Origin of the sequence: Pseudarthrobacter chlorophenolicus A6 (genome assembly GCF_000022025.1) — a bacterium.
Taxonomy (GTDB): Bacteria; Actinomycetota; Actinomycetes; order Actinomycetales; family Micrococcaceae; genus Arthrobacter; species Arthrobacter chlorophenolicus.
In genome coordinates this window covers 272,473-286,828 of record NC_011879.1, presented here as the reverse complement: position 1 = coordinate 286,828, position 14,356 = coordinate 272,473, and the positions used below count along the sequence as shown (strand labels likewise).

Here is a 14,356-nt window from a genome sequence, read left to right as displayed (position 1 = left end):
CGCCAGGCACGACGACCCGCCGGAGCATCGCGGTGACCCATGCACGAGCCTCCGCACACATGGCGTGACATGAACATCCAGATCCGCCGCATCCCCAACGACACCATCGTCGCCCTCGCAGCCCAGTTGAACGGACTTCACGTCCAGACCGACTTCACCGACATCAAGGGTCGGCTGGTGTCCGGCAACCTCCAGTCGGCCAGGCCTCTGGACGACGGCCGTATCGCCATCACCCTGACCCGCTACCTGAACGGCGAGCATGTCCTGGACGGTGCCACCGTGCCTTCCGGCAACGACCCCCTCGGGCGGCCCTGGCGCACAGCCTTCCATATTCCTGAAGGGAGCGGACTGCTCCCATCCCTCGAAGCGGCCTGACCATTACGCGATTGCGACGGTGGGACCGAAAGCCAGCCGGCGGACAGACCTAGAATCAGGTGCATGACGACCACGATCACCCCGGCGGAGGCCCGCGACTACCTCGGCGATTACCTCAACCAGGAGGCGGAGGACCACCCCGACGCGGAGGACTGGTTCTACGACCTCGAGGATCATCTCCGGTCGCTCGACACCAGTCATCCGATCTGTGGTCGGCTCGTCGTTGCACTGGAGCCTTTCCTCAATGACGATGAGCGGATTGGTTCCATGATGTACCCGGTGGGCGAAACCATTGCCTTTCTCGAACGAGAGGCTCCCGGCGGACCCTTTGACAGCTACCTCGCCGGGTTGACCGCTGCTATTGAGGCGGACCACCAGCGCTGGGTAGCGCACGTCGCAGCAGCGGGGACTGAGGCGGCGTGGACCGTCGAGTCCGGCCCGCCAGAACTTTGAGCCCAGACGGTCTCCTCTAAGCAGCTTTCACGACCAGCAGTTCATCCCATTCTGTGGTGTAGCGCGGGGACAGGGCCTTCCTCTGCATTCCCCAATCAGGGGCTTCCACCATTCCGGCGCGGCCGAGACCGATGGAGCCTGTTCCGAACCGTTCCATGATGTCCCCAAGGAGCGCCCCGATGTGTTTTTCCTCGTGTGCGGTGGCGAATGCGGGCAGCTGAGGCGCGGCGCCGGCCGGTGAGAGGTCCATCAGCATCACCCCGGCCCGCGCGTAGGGAACGCCGTCCACGATGCGGCCCTCCAGCGCCCCCGTGGCGGCCTTCGTAAGCAGAACCGGGTCAGCGGTGGGCGCCGGGAGTTTGACGGTCGCAGAAGGGAACGAGGCGGCTGTCTGGTTGAAGTGGGAAGTGCCGGCGAAGCAGGACATCAGCTTGGTCTGCTGATGGTCCTTGGCCAGGCGGATAGCGGCCTGCTGGGCGTAGATCGCCATCACCTCATGCATCCTGGCCGCGGAGGTCACCGGCTTCGAGAACGACCGGGAAAAGATGAGCTGCTGCTTTGCCGCGACCTCATGCTCCATCGGGATGCAGGGGATCCCGTTGAGCTCCATGATGGTCCGCTGCATCAGGACCGAGAACTTCTTGCGCATCACCACCGGGTCGGTGGCTTTCAAGTCGGCGATCGTGAAGATCCCCATGGCGTTCAGCTTCTTGCCGAGCCTGCCGGCGATCCCCCAGATGCCGGTCACCGGGACCTTGGACATCACGGCCTGCGCGGTGTCGGGAGGCAGCAGGTCATAGCTGCAGACGCCGTCCATGTGCGGGTTTTGCTTGGCCAGGCGGTTGGAGAATTTGGCCAGCGTTTTCGTGGCCGCGATGCCGACGCAGACGGGCAGTCCCACGTGCCTTGCGACGGCGGATTTCATCTCGCGGCCGACCCGGTGCAGCTCTTCGGCGCTCCCCCTGAGCGCCACGAATGCTTCATCAATACTGTAGATCTCAAGGTCATAGGAGAAGCGGCCCAGGAGCTCCATGACCCTGCTCGAAAGGTCGCCGTAGAGCTCGTAATTGGAGCTGCGGTGGATCAAGCCGGTGCGTTTGGCGTCGGCTGCGAGCTTGAACCAGGGGTCGCCGTTTTCGATGCCCAGGGACTTGGCCTCATTGGACCTGGCAACCACGCAGCCGTCGTTGTTGGACAGCACGACGACGGGCTTGCCTTCCAAGGTGGGATCGAAGGCGCGCTCACAGGACACGTACATCGAGTTCACGTCCACCAGGGCGATCCGCTGCGGCCCCTTAGACATGGTGCAGGCACCGGGTAACGGTCCCCCAAATGGAAAGCTCGGCCAGTTCCGGGACGACGAGGTCCGGGTAGTCCGGGTTCTCGGCGGCCAGCCTCACGCGCCCGTGCTCGAGCCGGAGTCGCTTGATGGTCAGCTCACCGTCGACGATGGCGACAACGACATTGCCGTCAACCGGCGTGATCGCCCGGTCCACGACCAGCTCGTCGCCGTCGGAGATGCCTGCGCCTTCCATGGAGTGCCCCGACACCCGTACCAGGAAGGTGGAGGTGATGTCCCTGATCAGGTGGGCATTCAGATCGATCCGGCCGGTGAAGTAGTCCTGGGCGGGGCTGGGGAAGCCTGCCGGAACAGCCACGGGACAATACAAGGGGCCTGTGTCGTCCAGACCGACCACGGTGAGGGCGGATACGATGACGGCCCGCATCGTCCACCACCTTTCCACATTCAAACATGTGTTCTACACAGCTTTATCCACATGTGAACATCTCTTCGAAGAAATTATACGGCCGATACACGCTTAGAGAGCCGGGGCCTTTCAGTCCCGCTCCAGAAATCGCACGCACCACCAACGCCTGACCCGGTGTGGCCGAAGACGTATCGGCTCGCAGCCGCACACATTCCGGGCATGACAGCAACATTGATCGCGCCCGTCGGCGCCCACGCCCTGCTCGACATCGCCTGGGACCGCCAGGCCATCCTGTCCGAACACCTCGGCACTGCTCCGGCCACCGCCTTGGACGAAAGCCAGAAAGCCCACATCGTCGGCAAGTGGTCCAAGGACCGCGCCGTAACCGAGGACCTGCTGGCCAAGGCCCGCGGTGCCGCCGATACCATCCCGCGCCTCGAACAGAGGCTCGCCGAGCTGGACTACCTGACCGGCCATACCGACCACCTGCCGGTGCAGCGCTGACCGTCACTCACCCATCCCTGCAGCCCCGCCAGTCACCGACCGGCGGGGCTGCTCTCTTGTGATGAGCGTTCGGCCGCCATCCCTACACATGAGGCTCATGATCCTCGACCTCCTGCACCTTTACGCCGCGTGGCTTTTCGCCGCCGTCATGTTCATCTGGCTGGGCTCCGTCCTGTACCGGACGACCCGCAACACCTTCGGTACTGAGCAGTCCCCGGAGGGGGTCGCAGCTCCGACCCCCTCCCTCAACATCCCCGCCCGTCCGATCCGGAAACCGCGCGTCCCGCTGACCCACGCCGCCTGACCCCGATGCGGTGAGCGGAGCCGGAATCTCCGCACACATGACCGCCATGACCACCACACTGACCCGCCCCCGCCGTTCAGCTGCGCTCCCCCTGACCGTTGACACGGCCCAGGTGTGGGGTGCTCTTCTCTCCTCGTATTCCGAGGACACCGGCGGCATCTCCGTCTGGTCCACGGAGGACGGTGCGCTGCGGTACGCCGAGCGGGTCCTGGCCGCCCAGCCCGGCATCGAGTTCGAACTGATGACCTGCGAGGGCAATGGGCCCTGGCGATCCGTCGACGGCAGCCTCAGCATCCGCGAGGTCATCGCCCTCCGGTGGTCCGCGTGATCCGGAGCCTCCTGCAGCGAGAGGATGCCGCCGGGGTAGCGTCCCGCATGCTGCTCGGAGCCCTACTCGTCGGAGTCATCTCACTGGCCGGCTCTGCTGTCTCTTTCGATGCACCACACGACCAGCCAGCACAGGAATCTTTTCGGTGAGCAGCAGCGACCGGGACCGGCGCGGCAGGCCCCACTCCGACAAGTCCTGCCCGGAGTCTGCTAACGGCGGCTGCGTCTACTGCCACACAGGGGACCAGAAGCCTTCCCTTCGCCGCCGGGCCCGCCGCGCTGGCAAGCGTGCCGTCCGGAACGAGGACCGCTCATGACCTACGACAAACTCCTTGTCGTCACCAGCGCCCGCTGGCTTGCAGATGACCTGCGTTCCGCCGGCACCGTCGACGTTGAGCACAGCCTCGGGCTGGACGCTCCGACACTGGACGGCACCACCGCCCTGTGGTGCTCCGGCGCCTGGGCAACCAGGCTGCTGAAGAGCGGCTCGGATCATTCCTTCCTGTCCGCCGGTCCCGACTGGCTGACCCGGATCCCTAAAGAGTTCCTCGGCCGCGACGTGTGGGCCTGCGAACTGGGTGACCTGCCGTACCGGGGCACCGACCCGAAGTTCTACAAGCTGGCCGAGCACAAGCACGCCGGCATCCCCGCGGGACTGCGCATCGGCCGGGGCATCTTCCAACGGACTGCAGGCGCCGCCTTCGACTTCGCCACCGGATATGAAACGCTGCACGTCATCGGCTCCGACCCGATGGAGTACGTCCGTGAATACAGGTGCTTCATCGCCCGCGGCAAGGTGACCGCAGCTTCCTTCTACCTGGCCACCGTTCCCGGCATCCACGACAGCACCGTGACCATCACCTGGGACGCCTACGAGCCAGCCCGCTCCCCTGACGCTTCCGCCGCTGCCACCTTCGCCCAGCGCGTCGTCCACGCCATGGGCGCAGACCAGCCACCCGGATACAGCCTCGACGTCGGAGAGGACAAGGACGGCAACTGGTCCGTCATTGAAGCCAATGCCGCCTGGTCCTCGAACATCTACCACGCGCCGGTGGCCGGGGTCATCGAATCGGTCCTCGCCGCCCAGGAGCCGGGTAACGACCATTGGGCGTGGCGGCCCGACGGGCTCTTCCTGTCCCGCGCCCGCCCGCTGCCTGCGGGAACCCCGCTTTGATGAGCCCGACAACCAGGCGGCGTACCGCGGCCGAGACCCTCGAAGAGCTGGATCGGTTCCAGCAGGCTCACGGCAGGCTGCCCAAATCGAACGCCACCGACCCTGCCGAGAAGTACCTGGCCAACTTCCTGTTCACCACGCTCCGCCAGAAAGAACGGCGCGGCACCCTCAAGCCCGAGCTCCGGGAACGGGCGGCGGGAATCCCCGGAGCCCTGAAGCTGGACACCCACCCCGACCAGGATGCCCTCCTCGACGAGCTGAGGGATTTTATCCAGGTCAACGGCTACGCCCCGCGACACTCCCGCAAAGGGGTGCCGGCCCGCGAGGTCCAGCTCCGGGCCTGGGTCAGCAACAACCTGTATCTGGATCCGGCCAGGAAGTCGCCACGGCTGCGGGCCCGGCATGAGGCCATATCCGCGCTACTCGCCACCGCGCCGTCCTATGCCGAAAAGGACCTTGATGACCGCATCGCCCTCGCCGAGGAATTCGTCCGGGAGAACGGCTACCGACCTTCCAGCCGAGCCATGTCCTGGCTGAAGGACTACGTCCATGGGACCTACCATCTGGATGGTCCGTTCGGCACAGGGTCGCGGCTCAACGACATCCGCGCCGCACGGATCAAAGCGATCCTGGCCTATCCGAGCATCGTCGAGTACAGCTGGAACCGGAACTTCGACCAACTCAAGGACTATGCCTCCCGCCACGACGGCGCGCTGCCGGGGAACTGGAGCCATCCGTTGTTCAGCTGGCTGACCGTCCAGCGCCGCCAGTACCGGCGGGGCAGGCTGAGCCCGGAGCGCGTAAGCACCCTCCGCACGCTGCCCGGAGTCCTCCCCGAGGTACAGAGTCTCGAACAGGCCGCCTGAGGCGCCGGCACCGACAGATTGGCTACTGTTGCGGGATGGGAAAAGCCAGCCGCCGCAAGAAGGGCGCCGGGAACGCGCGCAGCATCAAGATCCAGGATGCCTCCTCCGTCATCGACGCGTTCTATTCAACGTCGCAAATGCTGGGGCAGCAAGGCAAGGAGTCGGCCGCGCACGCCATTGGCAAGCTCGAGCAATGGGAGCAAAGCCCGGTGATGCTCCGCGTCGACCTTGACTTCGCACTGGCGCTGGCCGACACCAACCCCGACATCACGGTCGCCGAGGACTGGCTGGACAGGATGCCATACGGCGCGATCGGCTTTTCGCTACCTGACCCGATCGTCCTGACCCTCCACAATCGCACTTTCCGGTTTATCGGGATGGTCGCCACAGGCATCAGTGTCACGGCAGACAGCACAACACACGAGCCCCTCCAGGACGCCGAAGGCATCTCCTGCTCGTGGATAGTCACCGTCGATGGATTTCCCCCTCCCGGGGCCATTCCTGTCCTGTTTCTGAGCCGCGGCGAGATCGTCACCGGCGAGAAGACCTTGGGGGACTACATCGCCGATGCAACTCAGCGCCGGGATTTCGACGGCGACCCCGCCGCGGCAGCGCTCATAACGACCCTCTCCTTGCAGCTAATGCTTTACCTGGCATCCGCTGAGCCTGATGTTGACTGGCTCCCGCCGGCCAGTGTCGCCCGCCCGCACCATATGAAGGACGCCAGGATCGGGCACCTCGGATGGAGGGTCGGATCGGCGTTCCGCCAGATCTCGGGCAGCCCGTCCAGCTCCGGCATCTCAGACGGCGGCTGGCGCATGCCGCCCCACATCCGGCGCGCCCACTATAGGCGGGTCCGCGTCGCCATGCGGGATGCTGCCGGCAAGATCACCGGGACCAGGAGCGGTATCGAGGGAGTCGACTGGGCCTATGAAACCCGGTGGATTCCGCCGACGCCGGTCAACGCCGAGAACGGCGTCGGGCCAGTGGTTCGTGACGTCACAGAGCGGGCGCCTGTCTAGCTTTCGGTCAACGGATCAAAGCAGTCCGGCCTTGCTCGTTCCAGGGTGGGGAGCACCGGCAGCGCCTCCGCACACATTAGGGTGGACACGAACACCGATTCGAACGGGGAACATCATGGACACTGAAATCGCTGAATGCATCGACAACGACGTTGCCAGCCTGACCTGCGTCTGCGGCAACTCCGCCTCTGATGAGGGCCTGATTGCGGCCAACTCGGACGGCTACCCGGTCCATATCGAAGAAGGCGAAGTCCCCGCCGGCCTCGCTCCATGGCCTGAGGACGATGACATCCACACGCTCTGCCCGTCCTGCGGCAGGGTGTACCGCAACTGGGACATCGAGCACGACGGCGAAGCCCCGGTCGTCCTGACTGTCGATGTCGCCAAGGGCCCGATCGCCGAGGCCATCAAGGTCCACTGGCAGCAGATGTAGCCCGTGGCATGGCCTAAGAGCCCGGTGGCCTGGCTCGGCCTGGCCGTCCTCTCGTTCCTCTGCCTGGGGCCGGTCTTTTTCGTCGGGATTTTCGCCGCCGGAAAGGACATCGATGAGACCTGCGCGGCGGCCGGCCAGACCTACGACCGCGTATACCGGCACCTGAACTGGCGAGAACCCGGTCAGCTGTACCCGCTGCACAACAAGTGCAACGCGGAATACGACACAGTCCCCTTCTGGGTGAACCCGGTGCTGGCGATCCTCGCCATCCTGACCGTTGTGTTCTTGGGTCTTAGCATCCGGGCCGCGATGCGGAGAAGGTCCTCCCACATGCCCTCTGTCCCAAGAAGCTAGGGGGGCAATGCCGGGGAGCCGATCACGCTGCTCCGCACACATGTCCGGCATGGAAGAACTTATCGCCGAGCTCAAAGCCCTCGCGGCCCGGCACGCGACCTCCCCCAACCCTGACGTCCAGTCCATCTTGGGCGGACTGAACACCATTCTGGAGCGGGCCGAAGTAACGCCGGCCGCCTACCAGTACCGGCACCATCTCGGCTGGGACAACACGTGGCTGGACCTGGACGAAAACCAGGTCACCCTCGTGCTGAAGAACGGCCACACTGTCGAGCGCCGCCGGATCGCCGGGGATTGGGAAGCGGTCACGGAGGCACCCAGTGTTTCCGATTGACCACACCTCTGACCGGCCCGAAGTCCCCTACTCGGAGCGCATCTTCGCCGCGTCCAAGGACGTTTTCGACGCCTACGCGCGTGACGAGGAATGGACCCGTGCCGTGCCGCTGCACGAGGCCTACGTCCTGTTCTTCATGGAGACCGTCAGCGACGCCATCGGCGCCCTCAACCAGCAATGGAAAGACAACGGCATGATGGGCACCTTCCCGGATTCCCTCGCGGTGCAGGATGAGCTGAAACGGATCATCTGCCTGGAGGACAAGCAGACCCAGGAAGCCCAAGAGGCTGCAACGCGAAAACCGAAGGAGGGCTAGATGGCCAAGACACCGGGCACCGACCCGCTGGGCGCCCTGCACGCCGCGATGACTTTCAGCTCGATGGACTGGGGCGCCTCTCAGGACACGGCCTGCATTTACGGCATCGCTGTCGGCTGGGACGGCCCGGCCATGGCCGAGCTGGCAAGTAAGTTCCATTGGTCCCCGCAGAAGGTGACTAACCTGAGGAAGCTGCGCCGGTACTACCGGGCAGCGGAACGCGCCGAGGAACGCCGGCGCCAACCAGCGCTCCGCAAAAGAACGGACGGGTAGAAGTAAGCCATGCCATCGAACAGCCACCGCTGGGACGAGAGTTTTGCGTCTGTCGTCCGCTGGAAGGAAGCCCATGGGCACCTGCCGGGCAGAGGCGGCCCGAACCAGGAGGAGACACGTCTCCATGACTGGTTGCGGGACCAGAAGCGAAAAGCTCGCACTGGGATCCTTACTGCTCCACGCGTCGCCCGGCTTGTGTCCCTCGGAGTACCCATCATCACCGATAGGTCGAAGGACAACCAGGACCTGATCGACTGGGCCCAGGCCAAGGGCCGGCCGCCCCGCAATCCGAGGAACCCGGACCCGGTTGAGCGTTCCCTCTGCTGGCGGCTCGATAGGTTGCGTAGCCGTTATCGCAATGGAATATCCCGGATTGGCGACCTGGAGACTCTGCTGACGATCCCCGGAGCTCTGCTGGACAGTGAGCAGCCCGCAGCCAGGGAAAGGCTGGAGGCACTGCGCCTGACAACCGCTGAACAGGAGCAGTCCCTCACTTTCCGCGCGAAGCAGCCCGTGGATCCAGCCCGCTGGGAAGCCTCGTTCAAGGATCTCAACGCCTGGTTCACGGGACATCAGTCCCTGCCGCGGCGCCGCAGCGAGAATGCCGAGGAACTTCGCATCGCCAACTGGCTGAACATCCAGCGCACACATGCCCGCAAGAACACCCTCAGTCAGGACCGGGAAGACAAGCTCCGCACCGTCCCCGGCGCCCTCGAACCCCGCGCCCGGCGACTGAGCGACGTCGACCTCGCCAAGGGATTGGCCTCCTTCCATGCTGAACACGGGAGGCTTCCACGGCAAAAGAAAGAGGGGGAGCACGCAGCTGCCGGCTACCTCACCCGGCTCCGCGGGATCATTCGGGCCGGGGAGGCCTCCGAGGAGGCTTTGGCGGTGCTCGAAGGCATCCCCGGCGCGGCCACGACAACCGCGCCCAGGCAGCGTCATTCCGTGGACCAACGGCTACAGCAGCTCCGCGAATACATTGACGAAAACGGCCATCTCCCGTCCTCGGATGTGCCGGCACTCAGCCGTTGGCTTGCGAGGGCAGTGCGTGGCACGGCGTCCACCAATCCTAAGGAAGCGGACCGAGCCAGGACCGCTGCTCAGGCCCTGACAGAGGGGTACACGCCGGCGTGCAAGACCCACGCGCGGACCGGCTCCAAGTTTCCAGGAAGAAAGCGTCGTTTCATCCCGTCCGGGTATGTCGCACAGCTCGAAGAGTATGTCGCACGTCACGGTCACCTCCCGTCGGCCGGACGAGGAGCCGAACCGATGTTTAGTCGCCTGCGTCTGAGGAAGCTCCTAGCAAACCCAAGCATCACCGAATCCCAGACGGCACGCATCAACGCCCTGCTGGCTGCCCCTTCGTGGGGCCGGGGCAACACGGACAGACCTGCGAAAATTGCGGCCTTTTATGCTGCCGAAGGCAGACTTCCCAGACAGGGTGCCCCCGCGCCGGAAAGTGCACTGGCTCATCTACTAACGCGCCTGCGCGTTGAGGCCCGGGAAGGCCGGATGCCTCCCAGCTGGCTGAAGATCCTTGCGGACGTCCCGGGAGCCCTGATCGAGCCGGGCCGCCACTGACGCGCAGCCTCTCTTCCGTTCCGGAGAGACCTCCGTCCGCCGCCGCACACATGATGTCCATGGCTATCACTGCAACCGACGCCCGCGGAGCGACGATCAACATCGGCGACGTCGTCACCTACGTCACCGGCGGCCGCTACCCGGAGATCATGACCGCCGAGGTTCTGGACATCAAGGTGAAGGTGAAGCTGGCCAACATGGACCACCTCAACAGGACCGGCTCCTGGCGCCGCTTCACCAACCGCGACGATTCCAGGACTTCCTGGGTAGACGCCCACCGCGCCATCGTCGTCGAAGTACTCCCCTTCGTCGAAGGACGCCAGAACACCGGGGAGATCAAAGATGCCTAGCATTCCGCGCACCATCCTGGCCGGTGAGCTCACCTCCGAACACCGCGGACAGTACTTCCGGTCGCTGACCTACCCGAACGCCAACAAGTCCGCCCGCGAGGGACGCCACCTGCACACGTACCAGGCCGACACGATCCATCACCTGAAGAACGGCGCGGTCCTCGTCAACGGCTCCCATCCGTACCTTCGCCCTGACTCGGTGCTGACGGTATGGGACCCCATCGCCGGAGCACCGGAGATGGTCGACGACGGCATTCTGGGTACTGTCGACGCCCTCGACGCCCTGCCCATCACAGCCATCATCATGAACCCCGACGGGAACCCGCACGCCTACCAGAAGCGGTGGTGTCTGATCGGCGGCCAGAAGCTGGCCCGCTGGTTCTGCACCACCGACACTGACTGGCCCGAATCCTCTGAACGGCTGCTGCGCGACGGCGCCACATACACCGTGCTCTGGCTCCCGAAAGGAACGTCATGACCTACGACAGGCTTCTTGTCCTCGGCCAAACCCATGCGCCTGAGGCGGCCGCGGCTCACCTGGCGTCCTCGGGCGTCCTGACCGTCCAGGCAAGCACCAGCAACCACGTCCCCGCCACCATGGAGGGGACCGCCCTCTGGGTCGGCACAGAGGGTGCGACCCGTCTTCACAACGCAGGCGTCGAACTGCCACTCCTCTCGCCGGGACCGTCATGGCTGTCCACCGCCCCGGGCCACCTGCTCGGCCGCAAGGTCTTGTGCACCACCGCAGGCCGGCTCCTCACCGACTGGAACGGCCCCGGCGTGTTCCGTCTCGCCGAGCAGAAGCACGGGACTGTCAGCGAAGAGAAGACCTACAGAGACCCCGCTTCCTTCGTTGCCGAGGTCGGCAAGTATCGGTACCGTCTGCAGGACCTGGTGGCCGGCGCGCATGTCATTTGCCTCAGCGCCGGTCAACTACGTCGACCGCTACCGGGTCTTCATCGCCGATGGAGAATTGTCCGCCTCTACCCGTATCGCCACCTCAACCAGGCCGGGCAAGCGGGACGACGCCTACGAGGGCACCGACGAGGACCGGACCGCTGCCGCGATGCACTTCGCCCAGGTTGTTCTGGATGGCACCGTCTGGCACCGGCCCCCAGGCTTCAGCATTGACGTTGGGCTGACCATGGAAGGCTCGTGGCAGCTCATCAGCGCCGGTCCGTCCTGGGCCGCCGCCTACCACCTGGCCAATCCTTCGGGCGTTGTGGCCTCGATCCTCTCGGGGCAGGCCCCCGATTACAACCACTGGAAATGGGTCCCGGACCAGCTCTTCCAGTCCAGCATCTTCAGGGCTTGGCGGGCCGCGGTATGACCCCCAGCGACCAGGGCACGCCCCGACCTGATAGGAAGGGCATTGTGATTTCACCTGATGATGAGCTTTACGACATCGACAACCGCCCACCCAACTGGGAGCTCCGGCTCAACCTGACGATCGGGCTGGCCATCTACGTTGCCCTTGCGGGTGTGGCACCGCTCTTCATCCTTCACTGGCTCGGACTACGTCAGTGGGCGCTGATTGGGATTCCCCTGGCCGGTGCGGCAGCGGCAGTGTGGTGCGCTCTGAGGGACCTCAAACGGCGCGGCCTCCAGGCCAAGGCCCTCTACGCAGCTCGCGGGGGAAACCCGGCCGGCACGAGTGACATCCTGTTCGGCCAGATGCGCTACAGCATCGAACCTGACGGCCGCTGGAGGTGGCCCGAGCAGACCTACAGCAGCGACTAAACAAGTGGTCAATTGCTGCGGGGAGAGTCCGGGAGCTCTCCGTACACATGTTCGGCATGACCTCGATAGACACGATCCTTGACTCCGTCGGCATCAACTGGCAGGACCTCGCCAGCCAGGTAACCGAGCACCGGCGCATGTCCGGTGACATGGAGCTGGTCCTTGCCAGCCACTTCCCGGTGGAGGACCTGGCGTGCGCTGTCGAGCAGCTTGCTGCGCGGCTGGCCGGTATCGCGGACGAGATGACCCACAACCTTGGTGACTTCTACGTGGGCGACCTCGCCGGGGACGTCATTGACATGACGAGTGATAGCGACCGCAAAGATGCAACGGAGATCATCCGCACCCATCTGGGACTTGGCTCCAACGGGCCCGACGGGACCGCGCCCATTCTGAGCAGCGTCTCCATCTTCGGCTACCCGGACCTTCGATGCGTCACCCACACCGTCCTGAACTTCGAGGAGAAGTCCTTCGACAGCACCAGCTACCTGGTGCACATCCACACCGGCTGCATCACTCCCGTTGCCGAAAACCAGACAGCCGTTGAGGCAGCCGGTCTCCTGACGAGCAACGGAGGAACGGATGACTGAGGTGCTGCTCCACGAAAAGCTTCCCGCCATCGAGTCCCTCGAGGAACTGGCGTCCCTGCCCCAATATTCGGTTGTCCTTGTCCGATCCACCATCCAGACGAACTTCCGCACGGCATGGACCTTGTCCATCATCGACGGAACACGGTCCTGGCACTCGTCTTCATGGCGTGCCCAGCCCACAGACGGCGAGCTCTTCGGCTCCACGGACGAACCGATCATCCTGCTGTACAAGCCGCTGGAACAGTTCGGCATCGGAACGCGCCGTGATGACGGGTGGCTCGACATCCACGGCAACATCGACGCCTTCGACACACTCGACGCGGCCCGGGCGAAGCTGCCGGCGGCTCTGGCTGCCAATCCCAGCGCCGTCCTCGCCCACAGGATCGACCCTGGACGGTGGCAGCTCCACGACGAGCACTGACCTGTTGATGACGGGTTCAGTCCCGGCCGCACACATAGCGGGCACAGGTGCATCTAGATCCAGACAGGAGCCGGACAGTGACCGTCATCATCGACTTCCCTCTCAAAGCAACACCACAGGCAGCCACCGTGAACATCGTTTCCGACCCGGTACTGCACGAACTTCTCCGCAAGGCAGTCGTTGCCCACCGGGCCGGTGAAGCACGCACCGCCGGGTCCCTCGCTCACCGCCACCACCTCGCCGTCTCCGTGGCTGTCCTGGACGCCATCGAGATCGTCATGGGTGTCGGCGGCCTGGCCAGGGAACTCGGACAGCATATGGATGCCCGCATCACTGATGTCAGGAAGCTGGCCCGGGTCGCCCGCGACTTCGACGGACCCCGGACGGCCTGAACATCACGCCCCGATAATCCCCGGCGCGGAGCTGATCCTCTCGTCGGGGATTACTCTTGTCCGGTGAGTCTTGCCCCGCCGTCCGCACACATGATCTCCATGCCTTCAAGCCCCTGTGCCACCGCCCCCACTGCTCTCGCTATTTGCAACTGCAAACGGGCCAGGAAGCGCCATGAACACGGCGAATACGGCACCTACAAGTACCACCGCTGCCGCTGTGCCCCCTGCAAATGGGCAAATGCGGAGTACAACAGGCTGGCCAAACAGCACCGGTCCCGACGGGAGATGGTGGACGCTGACCTGGTCCGCGCCCGGGTCGCCAAGCTTCGGGAAGCCGGGATCACCGTCCTCGAGATGGCAGAGCTCTGCGCCATGAGTCCCAAAGTGCTGAATTACGCCGTCAATGGACGCGGCGGCAGGAAGCCAAAGAAGGTACAGGCCAGCACCTTCCGGGCGCTGAACGCCATCGGGTTCAAAGACATCGCATCACTGGACCGCCCCGGCGGCAGACCTGTGAACGGGGACGTCTCCCGCAGCCAGGTCCAGTCCCTTTACAGCTTCGGCTGGCCCAGCTCCATGATCGCGCAGCGGATCGGCGTCAGCAGGCACAGCATCAAAGCCCTCCTGGCCGGCCAGAACATTACCGAGGCCGCGCGCGCCGCCATTGATTCTTTCTACGCTGAGGTACGGGGGACAGAGCCAGTGCTGAGCACCCCGTCCGAACGCGCAGCATCCACCGCTGCCAGGAACCGCGCCATCGCCAACGGCTGGACAGCTGACACCGCCACTGACCACGAATATGCCAGGTACTCCCGAGCGCACTAGGCGGTGATTG

General features: G+C 64.8%; 25 protein-coding genes. 23 read left to right on the top strand and 2 right to left on the bottom strand.

The window, feature by feature from the left end; all coding sequences use genetic code 11:
• The first annotated feature begins 69 nt into the window (after window positions 1-69).
• Complete coding sequence (locus ACHL_RS21780; RefSeq protein WP_012623291.1) at window positions 70-375, top strand: hypothetical protein; 306 nt, start codon at window positions 70-72, stop codon at window positions 373-375.
• Between the two features lie 63 nt (window positions 376-438).
• Window positions 439-828: a hypothetical protein gene (locus ACHL_RS21775; protein WP_012623290.1), complete on the top strand. Its 390-nt coding sequence runs from the start codon at window positions 439-441 to the stop codon at window positions 826-828.
• A 16-nt stretch (window positions 829-844) separates the two neighbouring features.
• On the opposite strand, the gene ACHL_RS21770 is transcribed toward ACHL_RS21775, so the two are convergent.
• Window positions 845-2,131, bottom strand: coding sequence for a Y-family DNA polymerase (locus ACHL_RS21770; protein ID WP_012623289.1), 1,287 nt, complete (start codon window positions 2,129-2,131; stop codon window positions 845-847).
• Window positions 2,124-2,555, bottom strand: coding sequence for a LexA family protein (locus tag ACHL_RS21765; RefSeq protein WP_012623288.1), 432 nt, complete (start codon window positions 2,553-2,555; stop codon window positions 2,124-2,126). Before ACHL_RS21765 ends, ACHL_RS21770 begins: the two co-directional genes overlap by 8 nt.
• Before the next feature lie 201 nt (window positions 2,556-2,756).
• On the opposite strand from ACHL_RS21765, the gene ACHL_RS21760 reads away from it, so the two are divergent.
• The 21 genes from ACHL_RS21760 to ACHL_RS21660 all read left to right on the top strand — a co-directional run bounded on the left by ACHL_RS21760 (window position 2,757) and on the right by ACHL_RS21660 (window position 14,346).
• Window positions 2,757-3,041, top strand: coding sequence for a hypothetical protein (locus ACHL_RS21760; protein WP_012623287.1), 285 nt, complete (start codon window positions 2,757-2,759; stop codon window positions 3,039-3,041).
• A gap of 97 nt (window positions 3,042-3,138) precedes the next feature.
• Window positions 3,139-3,345, top strand: coding sequence for a hypothetical protein (locus ACHL_RS21755; RefSeq protein WP_043795075.1), 207 nt, complete (start codon window positions 3,139-3,141; stop codon window positions 3,343-3,345).
• A gap of 46 nt (window positions 3,346-3,391) precedes the next feature.
• Entirely contained in the window at window positions 3,392-3,673 is a 282-nt protein-coding gene (locus tag ACHL_RS21750; RefSeq protein ID WP_139187282.1) for a hypothetical protein, read from the top strand.
• A 145-nt stretch (window positions 3,674-3,818) separates the two neighbouring features.
• Entirely contained in the window at window positions 3,819-3,989 is a 171-nt protein-coding gene (locus ACHL_RS24375; RefSeq protein WP_012623284.1) for a hypothetical protein, read from the top strand.
• Window positions 3,986-4,846 carry an ATP-grasp domain-containing protein gene (locus ACHL_RS21745; protein WP_012623283.1) on the top strand — a complete coding sequence of 287 codons (861 nt, stop codon included), beginning with the start codon at window positions 3,986-3,988 and terminating at the stop codon, window positions 4,844-4,846. The genes ACHL_RS24375 and ACHL_RS21745 overlap by 4 nt, the downstream gene beginning before the upstream one ends.
• Window positions 4,846-5,712, top strand: a complete 867-nt coding sequence (locus tag ACHL_RS21740; protein ID WP_012623282.1) for a helicase associated domain-containing protein — start codon at window positions 4,846-4,848, stop codon at window positions 5,710-5,712. Before ACHL_RS21745 ends, ACHL_RS21740 begins: the two co-directional genes overlap by 1 nt.
• Before the next feature lie 35 nt (window positions 5,713-5,747).
• The gene (locus ACHL_RS21735) at window positions 5,748-6,734 is read left to right on the top strand and encodes a hypothetical protein (RefSeq protein ID WP_012623281.1); all 987 of its coding nucleotides are present in this window, start codon (window positions 5,748-5,750) and stop codon (window positions 6,732-6,734) included.
• A 115-nt stretch (window positions 6,735-6,849) separates the two neighbouring features.
• Complete coding sequence (locus ACHL_RS21730; RefSeq protein WP_012623280.1) at window positions 6,850-7,167, top strand: hypothetical protein; 318 nt, start codon at window positions 6,850-6,852, stop codon at window positions 7,165-7,167.
• A gap of 3 nt (window positions 7,168-7,170) precedes the next feature.
• On the top strand, window positions 7,171-7,521 hold the full coding sequence (locus ACHL_RS21725) for a hypothetical protein (protein ID WP_012623279.1): 351 nt from the start codon (window positions 7,171-7,173) through the stop codon (window positions 7,519-7,521).
• Window positions 7,522-7,570: 49 nt separating this feature from the next.
• Window positions 7,571-7,855, top strand: coding sequence for a hypothetical protein (locus tag ACHL_RS21720; RefSeq protein ID WP_139187281.1), 285 nt, complete (start codon window positions 7,571-7,573; stop codon window positions 7,853-7,855).
• Entirely contained in the window at window positions 7,842-8,171 is a 330-nt protein-coding gene (locus ACHL_RS21715) for a hypothetical protein (protein ID WP_012623277.1), read from the top strand. Before ACHL_RS21720 ends, ACHL_RS21715 begins: the two co-directional genes overlap by 14 nt.
• Complete coding sequence (locus ACHL_RS21710) at window positions 8,172-8,444, top strand: hypothetical protein (RefSeq protein WP_012623276.1); 273 nt, start codon at window positions 8,172-8,174, stop codon at window positions 8,442-8,444. It begins immediately after the preceding gene.
• A gap of 9 nt (window positions 8,445-8,453) precedes the next feature.
• Window positions 8,454-10,028, top strand: a complete 1,575-nt coding sequence (locus ACHL_RS21705; RefSeq protein ID WP_012623275.1) for a helicase associated domain-containing protein — start codon at window positions 8,454-8,456, stop codon at window positions 10,026-10,028.
• Window positions 10,029-10,087: 59 nt separating this feature from the next.
• Window positions 10,088-10,378, top strand: a complete 291-nt coding sequence (locus tag ACHL_RS21700; protein WP_139187280.1) for a hypothetical protein — start codon at window positions 10,088-10,090, stop codon at window positions 10,376-10,378.
• Entirely contained in the window at window positions 10,371-10,856 is a 486-nt protein-coding gene (locus ACHL_RS21695; protein ID WP_012623273.1) for a hypothetical protein, read from the top strand. The genes ACHL_RS21700 and ACHL_RS21695 overlap by 8 nt, the downstream gene beginning before the upstream one ends.
• 429 nt (window positions 10,857-11,285) lie before the next feature.
• Window positions 11,286-11,708, top strand: coding sequence for an ATP-grasp domain-containing protein (locus ACHL_RS21685; protein ID WP_012623272.1), 423 nt, complete (start codon window positions 11,286-11,288; stop codon window positions 11,706-11,708).
• A gap of 44 nt (window positions 11,709-11,752) precedes the next feature.
• Complete coding sequence (locus ACHL_RS21680; RefSeq protein ID WP_043795071.1) at window positions 11,753-12,118, top strand: hypothetical protein; 366 nt, start codon at window positions 11,753-11,755, stop codon at window positions 12,116-12,118.
• Between the two features lie 56 nt (window positions 12,119-12,174).
• Entirely contained in the window at window positions 12,175-12,708 is a 534-nt protein-coding gene (locus ACHL_RS21675; protein ID WP_139187279.1) for a hypothetical protein, read from the top strand.
• Window positions 12,701-13,129 carry a hypothetical protein gene (locus ACHL_RS21670; RefSeq protein ID WP_012623269.1) on the top strand — a complete coding sequence of 143 codons (429 nt, stop codon included), beginning with the start codon at window positions 12,701-12,703 and terminating at the stop codon, window positions 13,127-13,129. Before ACHL_RS21675 ends, ACHL_RS21670 begins: the two co-directional genes overlap by 8 nt.
• A 77-nt stretch (window positions 13,130-13,206) precedes the next feature.
• On the top strand, window positions 13,207-13,521 hold the full coding sequence (locus ACHL_RS21665; RefSeq protein ID WP_012623268.1) for a hypothetical protein: 315 nt from the start codon (window positions 13,207-13,209) through the stop codon (window positions 13,519-13,521).
• A 99-nt stretch (window positions 13,522-13,620) separates the two neighbouring features.
• Window positions 13,621-14,346 carry a hypothetical protein gene (locus tag ACHL_RS21660; protein WP_139187278.1) on the top strand — a complete coding sequence of 242 codons (726 nt, stop codon included), beginning with the start codon at window positions 13,621-13,623 and terminating at the stop codon, window positions 14,344-14,346.
• Window positions 14,347-14,356 lie beyond the last annotated feature (10 nt).